We start from the raw sequence: 15,577 nt of genomic DNA on the forward strand, positions 1-15,577 counted from the left end.
TGTCGTCGGGCGATCCCACGTGTGCGCGTGGATGTGCGGCGATTCGTCGCCTATGCTGGTTCTGGCACAGAACTTGTAAAGTCCGGACATCCTTTACTGTGCCCTGAGGATCTTCACGATCTGCCGGCGGGTATTGGGGCATCGAACACATGAGAGAGAAAACAGATGACTAGCAAGCCTGTCTATCAGAATCTGGAGCTGCAGCCGATCGGTGGTCAATGGCGTGCCGGCAGCGCCAGCCGCAACCTGGACGTAACCGATCCCTTCACCGGGGAACAGCTGCTGAGCCTGCCCATGGCTACCCGGGAAGATCTGGATGAAGCCTACCGCAAGGCTGCTCAGGCGCAGGTCGAGTGGGCCGCGATGGGGCCGACCGCACGTGGCCAGATCATGCGCCGGGCGGTCGAGATCTTCGATGAGCGCAAGGACGAGATCGTCGACTGGCTGATCCGCGAGTCCGGCAGTACCCGCATCAAGGCGCAGATCGAGTGGGGCGCAGCCCGGTCCATCACCCTGGAGTCGGCCAGTCTGCCGGGTCGCTGCCACGGCCGCATCCTGCCGACCGATGTACCTGGCAAGGAAAGTCGTGTGTACCGCGCACCCCTGGGCGTGATCGGGGTCATCAGTCCCTGGAACTTCCCCCTGCACCTGAGCGCCCGGTCAGTTTCCCCGGCACTGGCACTGGGCAACGCGGTCGTCATCAAGCCGGCCAGTGATACCCCGGTAACCGGCGGTCTGCTGCTGGCGCGCATATTCGAGGAAGCCGGTCTGCCGGCCGGTGTACTCAGTGTGGTGGTGGGCGCCGGTTCGGAAATCGGTGATGCCTTTGTCGAGCACCCGATCCCCTCCTTCATCTCCTTCACCGGTTCCACCCCGGTGGGCCGCAATATCGGCCGTATCGCCAGCGGTGGCGAGCACCTCAAGCATGTGGCACTGGAGCTGGGTGGCAACAGTCCCTTTGTGGTGCTGGCCGACGCTGACGTGGACGCGGCGGTGAACGCTGCCGTGGTCGGCAAGTTCCTGCACCAGGGCCAGATCTGCATGGCGATCAACCGCATCATCGTCGAGCAGCCGCTGCTGGAGGAATTTACCCGCCGTTACGTCGAGCGGGTCAAGGCGCTGCCCTACGGTGATCCGAGCAAGCCCGAGACCGTGGTCGGTCCGGTGATCAATGCCAGGCAGCTGGACGGCCTGAAGGACAAGATTCGCCTTGCCCAGGAAGAAGGCGCAACCCTGCTGGTGGGCGGCGAGCCCCAGGGCAACGTGATGCCGCCCCATGTCTTCGGCAACGTCACCGCCGACATGGAGATCGCCCGGGAAGAGATCTTCGGACCCCTGGTGGGCATCCAGTCCGCCCGTGACGCCGCCCATGCGCTGGAGCTGGCCAACAGCACTGAGTACGGCCTGTCCAGCACCGTGTTCACCCGTGACATCTCCAAGGGCGTGGCCTTCGCCCAGGGCATCCGTGCGGGCATGACCCATGTCAACGACATGCCGGTCAACGATGAGCCGAACGCCCCCTTCGGTGGTGAGAAGAACTCCGGTCTGGGTCGCTTCAACGGTGACTGGGCCATCGAGGAATTCACCACTGATCACTGGATCACGGTTCAGCACGCACCGCGTCCGTACCCGTTCTGAGCAGCACCCCGGCGAGCCATGCAACTGCCGGGGAAGCGCTTTTCATAAGAAGGAGCAAAACATGAAATCTCGTTCACGCATGCTGCCCGGCCGGGCCGCCCTGGGCGCCGCCGTGGTTCTGCCGCTGGCGCTGATGTTTGGCGCGGGCGCGCAGGCTGCCCAGTGGGAAAACGGTCAGGAGCTGTATGACAACCTCTGCGGCAAGTGCCACAAGCCTGAAGTGGGTGTGGGTGTGCCGATCCAGGGGCGTGGTCTGCCGTTCGAGTACGTGAAGGCGATCGTGCGTAACGGCTTCCGCGCCATGCCGGCGTTTCCCGAGGCCTATATCGATGACGAATCCCTGGCTCAGGTAACCGAGTACATCGCCAGCCTGCCTGCTCACCAGCCGAAGCAGAAATGAGGAGGAGCGCATGAGTATGGATCGTCGTTTCGTCCTCAAGGGCATGGCCTTGGGCAGCCTCGCCGGGTTGACTCTGGGCGGTGCCCTGCCTGCCCTGGGTGCGGCCCACGGCAGCCCGCGCAGTTCAGCGGCTCGCCCCGCGCTGGTGCTGGTCAATCAGGGTGCCGAACAGTCGGCCTTCGTGCAGGGTGCCCGGGCCACCGGTGCGGCGGTACAGGTGCGCCAGATCGGGGGTGACCTGACCGACCTGCTGAGCCTGCAGAGCCAGCTGGGCAGCGGCCGGAAGATGCGGCTGATCGGCCTGCTGGATGATGCCAGTGCCGCCCTGGTGGTGGACATGGCGCGCAGCGCCGGCGCCCGCGTCGAATGGCTCGGCCAGCACACCGCCCGGGGTGGTGTCACCCGTCACCGTCTGCTCAATACGGCCAGTGCCGAGGGCTGTGCACGCCAGCTGGGCCGCCAGCTGCATGGCTGCGGTGCCGGCTTCGAGCTGACCGAGGAGCGCTTGGGCAGTGCTGCCCCGGCCCGCCAGCTGTCCGCCGCACCGCGCAACCAGCGCCACGCTGACCAGTGGGCCGCCGGTATCGGTTATCTGCTGGGTTCGCTGGGTGCCGGTCGTCCGACCGCCGCTCCGCTGATTGCCCAGGCCGGTGCGCCGCTTGATGGCAGCTTCGTTTCCTTTTCGATCGAGACCTGAAGGAGTCTGATCCATGTCTGAACAGAACAATGGCGTATTGCCCCGCGGCGTGACGCAGCAGGAATTCAACGCAGCGGTGGAGAAGTTCCGCGCCCTGCTGGGTAACGAGAACGTACTGGTGGAACAGCAGCAGCTGGTTCCCTACAACAAGATCATGATGTCCGTGGAGAACGCCGCCCACGCGCCCTCCGCCGCAGTCACCGCCACCACCGTGGAACAGGTCCAGGGTGTAGTGAAGATCTGTAACGAGCACCGCATTCCGATCTGGACCATCTCCACCGGCCGCAACTTCGGTTATGGCTCGGCTGCCCCGGGGCAGCGCGGTCAGGTCATTCTCGACCTGAAGAAGATGAACAGGATCATCAAGGTCGACCCGGAAATGTGCTACGCCCTGGTCGAGCCGGGCGTGACCTACGGTCAGCTGTACGACTACATCCAGGAAAACAACCTGCCGGTCATGCTGTCCTTCTCCGCACCCTCGGCCATTGCCGGCCCGGTGGGCAACACCATGGACCGTGGTGTGGGTTACACCCCCTACGGTGAGCACTTCATGATGCAGTGCGGCATGGAAGTGGTACTGGCCAACGGTGATGTCTATCGCACCGGCATGGGCGGCGTGAAGGGCAGCAACACCTGGCAGATCTTCAAGTGGGGCTATGGCCCGACCCTGGACGGCATGTTCACCCAGTCCAACTACGGTATCTGCACCAAGATGGGCTTCTGGCTGATGCCCAAGCCGCCGGTATTCAAGCCCTTCGAGATCATCTTCGAGAACGAGGAAGACATTGTCGAGATCGTCGAGGTCCTGCGTCCACTGCGTATCCGCGGGATCATCCCCAACTCGGCGGTGATCGCCAATATCCTCTGGGAAGCGGGCAGCGGCAACGTGCGCCGTTCCGACTACATCACCGAGCCGGGCCACACCCCCGACGAGATCCAGAAGCAGATCCAGAAGGACACCGGCATGGGTGCCTGGAACCTGTACGCGGCACTGTACGGCACCCAGGAGCAGGTCGACGTCAACTGGAAGATCATCGTCGACGAGTTCAAGAAGCTCGGCAAGGGTCGCATCGTCACCCAGGAAGAGGCCGGGGATACCCAGCCCTTCAAGTACCGCGCCGAGCTGATGTCCGGTGTGCCGAACCTGCAGGAATTCGGTCTGTACAACTGGCGTGGGGGCGGTGGCTCCATGTGGTTCGCGCCGGTGAGCGAGGCCCGTGGCAGCGAATGCCGCAAACAGGCGGCCATGGCCAAGCGCGTCCTGCACAAGTACGGCCTGGACTATGTTGCGGAGTTCATCGTTGCGCCGCGTGACATGCACCACGTCATCGACGTGCTGTACGATCGCACCAACGAGGAAGAAACCCAGCGCGCCGATGCCTGCTTCGCCGAGCTGCTGGACGAGTTCGAGAAGGAAGGTTACGCCGTATACCGGGTCAATACCCGCTTCCAGGAGCGTGTGGCCCAGAGCTACGGCAAGGCCAAACGGGATCTGGAGCACGCCATCAAGCGTGCGGTGGACCCGAACAACATCCTGGCGCCGGGCCGGTCCGGTATCGATCTGGACACCTACAAGTCCTGATCCGCCAGCCGCTGGAAAAGACAAGGGCAGCCCTCGGGCTGCCCTTTGTCGTTTCCGGTTTCCGACCCGCTCAGCGCATGTCGAACATTTCCTGATGGAAATGCCGGTGCACATCAAAGCCCTGACGGGCGAAGTCTTCGCGCAGGGCCCGACCGAATCCGGCCGGGCCGCAGAACCAGATGCTCGCCTGCCGCCAGTCGGGTACTGCGGCGCGTATGCGTTCGCCGGTCAGGTAGCCGTCGCGGCCGCTGATCAGCAGGTGCAGCTGGACCTGCGTGCGGCTGACATCCTCTGTCAGTCGGGCCAGCGCCTCCTCGTCGACCTCCGCGGTGCTGTGGAAGAAGTCCACCGGGCGGTTGTCCTGCGGGTGACGGGCCAGATGCCGGAGGCGGGCGATGAAAGGGGTGACGCCGATGCCGCCGCCCACCCAGATCTGTCGACGGCGATCATCATCGAAGGTGAAGCAGCCGTAGGGGCCTTCCACGGCAATCTTCTCACCGACACGCAACTGCTCGCGCAGGGTGCGGGTATGGTCCCCCAGTTCCTTGACCACGAAACTGATCTGCGGGTCCTGCGGTTGCCAGCAGGAGGCGATTGTGTAGGGGTGGAAGCCCTCGCTGCGATCAGACACGGCGAACGCGAACTGACCGGGCTTGTGCCCCGGCCAGCCCGGCACCCGTGCGTCCACCTGCAGGGAACGGACGCCGGGGAAGTAGTGCAATCCGGTAATGCTGCCGGACACCCGCCGCTCGGCGCCAATGCGTCTGAACAGTGACTGCAGCGCGGCCCAGCTGCCGACGGCCAGCAGCGCGGCAGTGACCCAGCCGACCGGTGTGGTCCAGTAGCTGAACTTGAGCAGTACCAGACTGTGCGCCACCAGCGCCAGATAGACCAGCGCCAGCAAGCGATGGCTCTGGTAGAACAGCCGGTAGGGGAAACGCTTGATCAATGCCAGGGCAATCAGCAGCACCGCCGCATAGAAAGCCCATTCGCCGATGCTTTCCGCCAGCCCGCGCTGGCTGCGCAGAAAGGCTTCCAGTGTCGACAGGTTGGCGCCGCCGCCCTTGGCGGGTCTGGTGATCCAGCCCCAGCCCACCGCCCACTTCGGCCCCTTGATTACCAGCCAGTGCAGGATGGACAGCACCAGCGCGCCGATGCCCAGCCATTTGTGCAGCCGGTACATCTTGTCCAGCCCGTCCAGCCAAGCCTCCAGCCAGCGTGGCCGCAGGGCCAGCAGCATGGCCAGGCTCATGCAGCCGATGGCCAGAACACCCGTGAGTTGAGCCAGCAGGCTACGTGCAGGAAAGATCCCGCGGATATGGAACGCCTCTGGCTCCGCCAGCAGCCACAGAAACGCCAGAACGGCCAGAATCGACCAGAATACCCAGGTGATGCGACGCATGACTTGCTCCCGGCTGAGGGTCAGATTCCCCATTAGGCGCCGGGACCGGCGTGCAGGCCATGATCCAGATCAAGTGGCGGGTTGCCGGTAGCGGGAAGACAGGTCGGGCAGGAAGGCTGCACACCTCCTTGCGGGGTGTGCAGCCGAGCGGGGTTTACTCCATGGCCGCTTCCAGGCCGGTTTTAACGGTCAGCTCGCCCTGCGGACCTATCTCCACGAAGGTGTCGCCGGCCAGGTCGTACTCGGGCCAGTCAAACTCCTCCAGGGCGGGGTCACCGGTCCTGGCGAAGTTGGTCCACATCTGCATCATGACCTCGGCGATGGCGTCGTCCTCGCTGCCCCACTCCATGGACAGGAAGATGTCCTCGGTATCACCCTGGGAGCCGCTGACGCCGTTGCCGTTCAGATCACCGATCGTCGGGCGCCGGCCCTCCGGGGTCAGCACCAGGCCGAGCTGGAAGTTCTGCACCATGCCCTCGGGGTGATTGAACAGATAGGGCAGCTCGCAGCCGTGACAGCTCTGCAGCCCCAGCTGGACCCAGCCGTCGGGTACCTGGCTGAACTTGTAGACGTACTGGCCGGACTGATAGTCCTCGGTACGCTGCCGCAGCCAGACGGGCAGGGACTCCCGGTGGTTGATGCTGTCACCCGAGGTTACCCCGGCCATCAGCGGGACATCGCTGGGCATGCCGTTGCGCGCATTGTCGAAGTAGGTCTGCGGCTGGTAGTAGTGATCGACATTGGGCCGGTACAGCTGGCGGGTAATGCCGTTGGACGATTCCGCCTGCACTATGGCGGTCCAGGGCAGGGCGCGGGCCTCCTCCAGGGTGCTGACACCGGCCCGGGCAAAGATCGCCTCGCCGATGGCTTCGGCACTGCTCAGGGAGGCCGCCGGGGTGGTGTCCTCATCCAGGGGTGCGAAGGCACTCTGGACTATGGCCTTGTGGAACAGTCCGCTCGCCTGGGGCGAGTTGAGCAGCGAATAGGCCTTGCCGCCACCGCCGGACTGACCGAACAGGGTGACGTTGCCCGGATCGCCACCAAAGGCGGCGATATTGTCCTTCACCCATTTCAGTGCCATCACCAGGTCCATCTGGCCATAGTTGCCGGAACCGCCGTAGCCGCTTTCCGCGCTCAGCAGCGGGTGCGCCAGGTAGCCGAACGGGCCGAGACGGTGGTTGACGGTCACCAGTACCACGCCCCGGTCGGTCAGCCCTTCGGGATTGTTGTACTGGCGCGAGTTGGCCGAGAGGATGGCGAAGGCGCCACCATGGAACCACACCATCACCGGCAGGTTCTCCGCGTCCTTGGGCGCTGTGACATTGAGGTACAGCGAGTCCTCGCTCATGCCCCCTTCATTGATCCGCTCCAGCGCCATGTCCTGTGCCGACTGGTCGGCCCAGGCCACTGCCTCGCGTACCCCGGACCAGGACTCGGGCGGCTCGGGCTCGCGCCAGCGCAGTTCGCCGATCGGCGGCTTGGCATAGGGAATGCCGAGGAACTGCCAGGTGCGCTCGTTGGCCTCGAATCCGCGCACTTCGCCATAGGTAGTGCTGACGGTGTGGCGCGGGCTGGTGGAGCGAGCGAAGTGCGCACGCGCCTGGTCGATGCCCCTGATGCTCCGCGGCCGCGGGTCGGTGTCGGTGAAGGCACCGTCGGCCTCGAGCGCCGCTATCAGCTCCGCAATGCTGTCGCGGAACTGTTCCGGGGGTTGATCGAAGCGGATATCCGCCGCCTGGGCCGATACCCGCGAGCGGATGGCATCGGTGATCTGGATGCCGTTGTTCAGATCGCCGTCGGCGTCCAGGGTCTGCAGCAGGATCAGCTTGTTGGTCACACGCTGGTCCTGGGCATCGGTTGCGTCGGCAGTGATCGACAGCGGCGTGAGTACCTCGGCGCCGGTCGCGCTGCCCAGCTCCAGCTCGCCAATGGCGAAGCGCAGGGCCTCGCCGCGGCGATACTCGAAGCGGCCGGCTTCGTCGGTGCGGCTGGCCCGGGTACGGTCCCCTTCATAGTCCAGCCCGGCGACCGGGCTGTCGACGAAGGTGCCTGTCTGTACCTGGGGCCGCGAGGAGGACGAGGAAGAGCCGTCAAAACACCCCGACAGCATCAGTGCCAGAGGCAGGGCGCCGAACAGCAGGGTCGTCCGGCTGGCCATGTGTTTTCTGTGATGCATGGAAATTTCTCCGTCGACAGTCAGTCTGCGAACACGCTGGAAATATCGGTCTTGACGCTGGCCTCGGTGTCCATCTCGACATAGCGCTGGGCCTGGGCGTCGTACAGCGGGAATTCCAGTTCCCCGGGAATGCTCGGATCGCCGGTCTTGGCGAAATTGGTCCACATGGTCATCATGCGCTCGATGACCAGGTCGTCGGTTTCGTCAAAGCCGGCGGAGGTGAAGATGTCATCGGTATCACCCTGGGAACCGGTGATGCCGTTGCCGTTCAGATCACCGATCTGTACCGACCGACCGGTGGCCGGGTCCAGCACCAGGCCCAGCTGGTAGTGGGTAATGACGCTTTCCGGCATGTTGAACAGGTAGGCCAGTTCCGCAGCGTGGTAGGCGGTCACGCCCATCTCCCGCCAGCCGGCAGGCTGCTTGCTGAAGTGCATGGCGTAGTGGGGCGAGGTGCTGTGGTCAGCCATCCAGGGGAACACGTTGAGCACTGTGGCAATCGGCTCTTCGGTGTCATTGGTGTTGACCAGGAACATGAAGGGTACATCGTTCTGTGACGCGCTTTCGAAGGCCTCCCGTTCGGCATAGGGCAGGTAGTGGTTGTCGATGTTGGTATAGGGCACCAGGGTCGCCGCGGCGGCCACCACTTCCATCCAGGTGCGTTCGCGCATTTCGGCAAGCGAGGCCGCATTGAGGTTTTCCTGCAGGCGTACCCCTATGGCTTCGGCACTGGCCAGGGTGCGGGTGTCCGGATGCAGGGTGCCGCTCTGGCTGATGGCCCGGTGGAACAGGCCGGCAGCACGGGGGGAGGCCATCAGCGACAGCACCTTCCGACCTCCGCCGGATTCTCCGAAGATGGTGACATTGTCCGGATCCCCGCCAAAGGCGGCGATGTTGTCCTGCACCCACTCCAGAGCCGCAATCAGATCCATCTGACCGTAGTTGCCGGAGCCGTTGTAACCGCTCTCGGCACTCAGATCGGGGTGCGCGATATAACCGAACGGCCCGAGACGATGGTTCACCGAAACCTGTACCACGCCCTTGCTGGCCAGTGCCTCAGGGTTGTTGAACGGCCGGGTGTTGCTGGTCAGGGAAGTGAAGCCACCCCCATGGAACCAGACCATCACTGGCAGCTTGTCGGCGTTCTTGGGTGCCGTCACGTTGAGATACAGGGAGTCTTCACTCATGCCGCCCTCGCCGAAGCGCTCCAGGGCGGAATTCTGCGCGGCCTGATCGCTCCAGGCGATGGCCTCGCGGGTTCCCTCCCAGGGTTCCAGTGCCTCGGGGGCGCGCCAGCGCAGCTCGCCGATCGGCGGCTTCGCGTAGGGGATACCCAGGAATTGCCAGGTATTGGCGTCAGCGGCGAAACCGCGCAGCTCGCCGTGGGTGGTCTCCACCACCACGCGTTCGCCGGTGGAACGAAGGAAGTGTTCCAGTGCGTCCTCGGCCTGGGTTACCCGCCGAGCCCTGGGGTCGGTGTCGGTGAAGGCGCCGGCGCTTTCCAGTGCCGCCAGCAGGGGCGCGAGGCTGGCGCTGAAATCGGCGCTGGGCTGGTCAAAGTCGATGTCGGCTGCGTGGCGCGATACTTCCTCGCGGATGGCCTCGGTAAGCTGGATGCCGTTATTCAGATCACCGTCAGCATCCAGGGTCTGCAGCAGGATCAGCCGATTCACCACCCTGGGGTCCTCTGCACTGTCGGCTCCCTCGGTAATGCTCAGCGGGGTAATGATCTCGGCGCCGGTGGCCGAGCCCAGTGCCAGCTCACCGATGGAGAAGTGCAGGGTTTCATTGCGGCGATAGCTGAACTGGCCCTGGTCATCGGTCACGCCAGCCCGGGTACGTTCACCTTCGTAATCCAGCCCGGCTACGGCGCTGTCGACGAAAGTGCCGGTGAGGGTGCTGCTGCCCGAACTGGAGGAAGATGAGCCGCCCCAGCAGCCGCTCAGGCCCAGCGCCAGAGCGGCGATGGAAGCGGTCAGCAAGGCGGGACGGCGCCGCGAAAGGGAAATCTCGTGCATTGAAGTAACTCCGTTATTGTTCTTGTTGAAGTCGCCGGTTGTCATCCTGGGTGATGTGAGCGCTTTTACCGCTTCGCCTCGTTATGCGCCGCGGGAAAATGCCCGGACGAGCCATCCCGGCTCCCCGAGTATAGGGGCAGATTCGAGATATCGCGGGCCTTGACCGCTGTCTGAAGTGGCATCAGGCGAGCCCACTGGCATCGCGGCGGCATAAAGTTGTGATGCAAACCACGAAAATGTCTCTCCCAATCCAGAGCCCCCGGTGAGCTGTCCGCCATGAACAATTGCATCGCACCCCGGAGCGCCGCCCGGGTGGGATGAAACCAATGATTCATAATAGGAATGGCTGGTCATGCGTTTGCCGGCTAGCAGCCCGGCGGAGGGGGCGATGCAGAGAGTGGATGCAGTGGTGGCCATCAGCCGGCAGTGCTGACCCTGGATGCCACACTTCCGGTCGCCGAGATTGCCCGGCGGGCTGCCCTCTGGTGGCTGGGGCACGACTGATCATTCACCGGGCCGATGCCCCTGTCACAGGCTGACTGATCCTGCGCCAGGCGTCTGGACGGCGTCATGCCGGAATGTCTACCCTCGACGGCAACAGGAACAGACAGTCTCCAGGAGCCATTGATGAGCGAAGTGACCACAGCGCTGAATGACGGTGTACTGACCGTCACCATTTCCCGTCCGGAAAAGAAGAACGCCCTGACCGATGCGATGTACGGGGCCCTGGCCGATGCGCTGGAGCAGGCTGAGGCCAGCGCCGATATCCGCGTCGTGGTGCTGCGCGCCGAGGGCGAGATCTTCTCCGCCGGCAACGATCTGGGCGAGTTTGCCGCCCAGTCACGCAACCAGGGACCGGCGGTGCGCCAGGTGGAGCGCTTCCTGCGCAATCTGGTTACCGCCCGCACTCCGCTGGTCGCGGCGGTGCAGGGCAAGGCGGTGGGGGTCGGTACCACCATGCTGCTGCATTGCGATCTGGTGGTCCTGGCCGAGGACGCCCAGCTGATGACGCCCTTCGTCAACCTGGCGCTGGTTCCGGAGGCCAGCTCCAGTCTGCTGATGCCGCTGCGCATCGGCCACGTACGTGCCTTCGAGATGTTCGCTCTGGGTGATCCGGTAGAGGCCCGTGATGCGCTGGCCTGGGGGCTGGCCAATCGGGTGGTGCCGCGGGACCAGCTGCACGCCGAGGCGCAGCGGCTGGCAGCACGCCTGGCGCAGCGACCCGCGGGTGCGGTTGCGCAGGCCAAGCAGTTGATGCGCGACACCGACCGGATCCTGGAGCAGATGGAGCGCGAGAGCCGCATCTTCTCGGCACAGCTGCGCAGTGCCGAGGCCAAGGAGGCGTTTCAGGCTTTCGCCGAGAAACGCCAGCCGGATTTCAGCCGGCTCTGAGCCCGGCTGGAGCGGCAGCGGCCTCATCCAGTGTCAGCCGCTGTCAGTCCGGGCGCAGCTGTGCAATGCGCACCCCAGCGCCTACACTGGCAGTACCGATGAGGAGGCAAGACCATGCTGCGTACCGTGAAGCGATTTCTGCCGGGGCTGGGGCTGCTGTGCCTGGCCCTGTCGGCCAATGCCCTTGAAGTGGGAGAGCTGGCCCCGGACTTCGAGCTGCCGGGCTCCGACGGTCAGACCTACCGCCTGTCGGACTACCGTGATCGGCAGGCGGTGGTGCTGGCCTGGTTTCCCCGAGCCTATACCTCCGGCTGCACCATCGAGTGCAAGTCGCTGGCGGAGAACGGCCATCTGATCCGCGAGTACGATGTCAGCTACTTCATGGCCAGTGTCGATCCGCTGAGCAAGAACACCGGCTTTGCCGCGGAGACCGGCGCGGACTTCCCCCTGCTCAGTGACGAGGACAAGTCGGTCGCCCGGGCCTACGGTGTACTGCACCCGCTGGGCTATGCCCGGCGGCACACCATCTATATCGGCAAGGACGGGCGGGTACTCAGGATAGATACCGAGGTGCGGCCGGCCACCTCGGCCGAGGATATGGCCGCCACCCTCGGCGAGCTGGGTGTCGAGCGTCTGGCTGACACCAGGGAGTAGCGGGGAGGGGCTTGATTCCTCCCCTTCATCAGGTTCCTACCGAGTGATATCCAGATCCCGGGTTTCCTTGCCGATGATCAGGGCCAGCAGGGTGATGCCGGCCATCACTGCCAGATATACACCGACCAGCACCGGGCTGCCGTTACCCGTCTGCCACAGCCATACCGCCACGAAGGGCGCAACCGCTGCGCCGAGAATCGAGGAGACGTTGTAGGAGATGCCCGAGCCGGTGTAGCGCACGTTGGTCGGGAACAGCTCCGGCAACAGGGCTCCCATGGGGCCGAAGGTCATGCCCATCAGGCTGAAGCCCAGCGCCAGCCACAGCAGTACGCCGACGAAGCCCAGCGACAGCAGCGGCACCCACAGCAGCGCGAATGCGATGATGCCCAGGGTCACCATGATCAGGGTCTTGCGCCGGCCCCAGCGGTCGGCCAGCGGGCCGGAGATCAGGGTGAAGATACCGAAGAACACCACGCCGAAGATCAGCATCAGCACGAAGTCGTTGTAGCTGTAGCCCAGTCCCGGCAACTGGCCCGGGCCGGGTTCAACCGGCGCCCGGCCATAGCTGAGGGAGAAGGTAGTCATCAGATAGAAGAGCACATAGGTGGCCAGCATGTAGAAAGTGCCGAGGATGAGCTCACGCCAGTGCCGGCGTACCACTTCGCCCATCGGCAGCTTGACCACCCGGCCGGTCTCGACTGCTTTGGAGAAGGCGGTACTTTCCACCAGGTTCAGGCGGATCCACAGGCCGACTATCACCATCACCGCCGAGAACAGGAAGGGAATCCGCCAGCCCCAGTCGAGGAAGGCCTCGGAGGGACGGGAGGGATTGTCCGAGGGCAGCAGGGCGGCAACGATCAGGAACAGGCCGTTGGCGATGATGAAGCCCAGCGGGGCTCCCAGCTGGGGGAAGGTGCCGAACAACGCGCGCTTGCCCTCCGGAGCATTCTCCGTGGCCACCAGTGCCGCACCCGACCACTCGCCACCGATGGCAAAGCCCTGGGCCAGTCGCATCAGCACCAGCAGCAGCGGTGCTATCCAGCCGATGCTGTGGTAGGTCGGCAGCAGACCGATCAGGAAGGTGGCGATGCCCATGGTCAGCAGGGCGTAGATCAGGGTCTTCTTGCGCCCGACCTTGTCACCCAGATGGCCGAAGAAGACCGCACCCAAGGGTCTGGCAATCATGGCTGCACCGAAGATGGCGAAGGACGCCAGCAGGGCGGCGGTCTCGTTGCCCGGGGGAAAGAACAGGTGCGGAAACACCAGCACCGCCGCGGTGGCGTAGACGTAGAAATCGTAGAACTCGATGGTGGTGCCGACCAGGCTGGCAAACAGCACCCGTGAGCGGGAGTTGGCAGGTGTCGATTCGGAGGTCGATTGCATGGCTGTTTTCGTTATGTGATTGAGCGGGTAGGCATGGATTGTAAGGCCATGTCGGGGACTTTTGCAGCGGGCATAAAAAACCCGGCTTGTGGCCGGGTTCCCATTCGGCGAAACGCTTATTTTTGGTAAGCGTTTACTGCCTTTACAATTTCCGCACGGGCTTCGTCAGCGTTGCCCCAGCGGTCGATCTTGACCCACTTGCCGGCTTCCAGATCCTTGTAGTTCTCGAAGAAGTGCTGGATCTGCTGGATCAGCAGGTCGGGCAGGTCGGTGTATTCCTTCACGTCCTTGTACAGAACGCTCAGCTTGTCATGGGGTACGGCAACCAGCTTGGCATCGCCGCCGCCATCGTCGGTCATGTGCAGTACGCCAACCGGACGGCAACGGATGACCGAGCCCGGGGCAACCGGATGCGGGGTGACTACCAGTACGTCCAGCGGGTCGCCATCATCGGCCAGGGTGTTCGGAATGAAGCCGTAGTTGGCCGGGTAGAACATCGGGGTAGCCATGAAGCGATCGACGAACAGAGTGCTGGTGTCCTTGTCGATCTCGTACTTGATCGGCGCATGGTTGGCCGGGATTTCGATGGCGACGTAGATGTCGTTGGGAATGTCCTTGCCTGCGGGAATCTGGTCGTAGCTCATGGGTTACCTGATGCGGGGCAGTGTGAATCGGTCGGCACCTGCTTGCGGGTGCCAGGAAAAATATGGGCCGGGAGTATAACAGCACCAATGCGCCATGGCGAGAACTCCTCGCACCATCCCGGCAGGGACGAGCACCAGCTCGTCCGCGGGATGACAGGCGCTGCCCGGCCCTCCCCAGGGCTGCCGGGCAGCCCCTTTCATCGAGCTGTTGCTCGACGATCCCAGGGGTGTGCTCCCGGGCCTCAATCAGACCTCGAAGGGCGGCAGCTTGCGCTCCACCGGCAGGTTCTGCAGGCGCACGTAGGCGGGCAGGCCGTTCTTGAACGGGGGGATGTCCTCACCCTGGATCAGCGGCGACAGGTACTCGCGGCAGGCGTCGGTAATGTGGAAGCCGTCCTCGCTGATGAACTCGCGGGGCATGAACTTCTCGACGTTGGCCACCTCGCTCAGGGGAGCCTCGATGATATCCCAGCGGTAGGGGCTGCTTTCCAGACGACGGATGGCCGGCATGATGGCGTTCTTGCCTTCCAGGGCGATCTCCACTGCTGCCTTGCCCAGCGCGTAGGCCTGCTCTACATCGACCTGAGAGGCGATGTGGCGGGCTGCGCGCTGCAGGTAGTCGGCCACGGCCCAGTGGTACTTGTAGCCGAGCTTTTCGCGAATCAGGTTGGCGATGGTCGGGGCAACCCCGCCGAGCTGGGCATGGCCGAAGGCATCCTTGAGGCCGGATTCGGAGAGGAATTTGCCTTCCTTGTTCTTGATGCCCTCGGAAACGCCGATCACGCAGTAACCGTGGGTCTTGACGCACTCGTCGACGCGGGCCAGGAAGGCAGCCTCGTCAAATTCGATCTCGGGGAACAGCAGGATGTGTGGCGCTTCGCCCTCGGCTTCGCTGGCCAGACCGCAGGCGGCGGTGATCCAGCCGGCGTGACGGCCCATGACCTCGAGGATGAACACCTTGGTCGAGGTGGCGCACATGGAGGCCACATCGTAACCGGCCTCGCGGATGGAGGTGGCCACATACTTGGCTACCGAGCCGAAACCCGGGCAGCAGTCGGTGATCGGCAGATCATTGTCCACGGTCTTGGGTACATGGATCGCCTTGATCGGGTAACCCATGGTCTCGGCCAGCTGGGATACCTTGAGGCAGGTGTCAGCGGAGTCGCCGCCACCGTTATAGAAGAAGTAGCCGATATTGTGCGCCTTGAATACCTCGATCAGGCGCTCGTACTGGGTACGGTTGGCCTCCAGGCTCTTGAGCTTGTAGCGGCAGGAACCGAAGGCGCCGGAGGGTGTGTGGCGCAGGGCGGCAATGTTCTCCGCCGATTCCAGGCTGGTGTCGATCAGATCCTCGGTCAGTGCACCGATGATGCCGTTGCGGCCAGCATAGACCTTGCCGATCTTGTCCGGATGCTGGCGAGCGGTTTCGATAACCCCGGCAGCAGAGGCGTTGATTACTGCGGTAACCCCGCCGGATTGGGCGTAGAAGGCGTTCTTGACGGTCATGCTGGCTCCAAGTTGGTGGCTGACGTCAGTGAGACAACCGCAGCGGTGATGCGGTTGCATGACGTCGACAGACTCAAGGTGAAAT

General features: G+C 64.0%; 12 protein-coding genes. 6 read left to right on the forward strand and 6 right to left on the reverse strand.

Annotated features, from left to right (window positions below; genetic code table 11):
* Positions 1–165: 165 nt before the first annotated feature.
* The 4 genes from pchA to BM046_RS02355 all read left to right on the forward strand — a co-directional run bounded on the left by pchA (position 166) and on the right by BM046_RS02355 (position 4,317).
* Complete coding sequence (gene pchA, locus BM046_RS02340; protein WP_090536568.1) at positions 166–1,638, forward strand: 4-hydroxybenzaldehyde dehydrogenase; 1,473 nt, start codon at positions 166–168, stop codon at positions 1,636–1,638.
* 61 nt (positions 1,639–1,699) lie between these two features.
* Positions 1,700–2,038: a c-type cytochrome gene (locus BM046_RS02345; protein WP_090536569.1), complete on the forward strand. Its 339-nt coding sequence runs from the start codon at positions 1,700–1,702 to the stop codon at positions 2,036–2,038.
* A gap of 10 nt (positions 2,039–2,048) precedes the next feature.
* The gene (locus BM046_RS02350; RefSeq protein WP_090536571.1) at positions 2,049–2,735 is read left to right on the forward strand and encodes a hypothetical protein; all 687 of its coding nucleotides are present in this window, start codon (positions 2,049–2,051) and stop codon (positions 2,733–2,735) included.
* A gap of 13 nt (positions 2,736–2,748) precedes the next feature.
* Positions 2,749–4,317, forward strand: a complete 1,569-nt coding sequence (locus BM046_RS02355) for an FAD-binding oxidoreductase (RefSeq protein WP_090536573.1) — start codon at positions 2,749–2,751, stop codon at positions 4,315–4,317.
* A 70-nt stretch (positions 4,318–4,387) separates the two neighbouring features.
* On the opposite strand, the gene BM046_RS02360 is transcribed toward BM046_RS02355, so the two are convergent.
* The 3 genes from BM046_RS02360 to BM046_RS02370 all read right to left on the reverse strand — a co-directional run bounded on the left by BM046_RS02360 (position 4,388) and on the right by BM046_RS02370 (position 9,913).
* On the reverse strand, positions 4,388–5,719 hold the full coding sequence (locus tag BM046_RS02360) for a ferredoxin reductase family protein (protein WP_090536885.1): 1,332 nt from the start codon (positions 5,717–5,719) through the stop codon (positions 4,388–4,390).
* A gap of 154 nt (positions 5,720–5,873) precedes the next feature.
* Positions 5,874–7,895 carry a carboxylesterase/lipase family protein gene (locus BM046_RS02365; protein WP_090536575.1) on the reverse strand — a complete coding sequence of 674 codons (2,022 nt, stop codon included), beginning with the start codon at positions 7,893–7,895 and terminating at the stop codon, positions 5,874–5,876.
* Positions 7,896–7,915: 20 nt separating this feature from the next.
* The gene (locus BM046_RS02370; RefSeq protein WP_177197765.1) at positions 7,916–9,913 is read right to left on the reverse strand and encodes a carboxylesterase/lipase family protein; all 1,998 of its coding nucleotides are present in this window, start codon (positions 9,911–9,913) and stop codon (positions 7,916–7,918) included.
* A gap of 627 nt (positions 9,914–10,540) precedes the next feature.
* Here BM046_RS02370 and BM046_RS02375 point away from each other — a divergent pair.
* Both BM046_RS02375 and BM046_RS02380 read left to right on the forward strand, forming a co-directional pair.
* A complete protein-coding gene (locus BM046_RS02375; RefSeq protein ID WP_090536579.1) occupies positions 10,541–11,305 on the forward strand; it encodes an enoyl-CoA hydratase in 765 nt (254 codons plus the stop codon).
* 114 nt (positions 11,306–11,419) lie between these two features.
* Entirely contained in the window at positions 11,420–11,959 is a 540-nt protein-coding gene (locus BM046_RS02380; RefSeq protein WP_090536580.1) for a peroxiredoxin, read from the forward strand.
* Between the two features lie 36 nt (positions 11,960–11,995).
* Here BM046_RS02380 and BM046_RS02385 read toward each other — a convergent pair whose 3' ends face one another.
* From BM046_RS02385 to BM046_RS02395, 3 genes are all read right to left on the reverse strand, one after another.
* A complete protein-coding gene (locus BM046_RS02385) occupies positions 11,996–13,357 on the reverse strand; it encodes an MFS transporter (RefSeq protein WP_407920429.1) in 1,362 nt (453 codons plus the stop codon).
* Between the two features lie 101 nt (positions 13,358–13,458).
* A complete protein-coding gene (gene ppa / locus BM046_RS02390; protein WP_090536584.1) occupies positions 13,459–13,986 on the reverse strand; it encodes an inorganic diphosphatase in 528 nt (175 codons plus the stop codon).
* A 246-nt stretch (positions 13,987–14,232) separates the two neighbouring features.
* Positions 14,233–15,492 carry a 6-phosphofructokinase gene (locus tag BM046_RS02395; protein ID WP_090536585.1) on the reverse strand — a complete coding sequence of 420 codons (1,260 nt, stop codon included), beginning with the start codon at positions 15,490–15,492 and terminating at the stop codon, positions 14,233–14,235.
* Between the last annotated feature and the right edge of the window lie 85 nt (positions 15,493–15,577).

The sequence above is a fragment of the Halopseudomonas formosensis genome, assembly GCF_900115905.1.
Lineage (GTDB): Bacteria > Pseudomonadota > Gammaproteobacteria > Pseudomonadales > Pseudomonadaceae > Halopseudomonas > Halopseudomonas formosensis.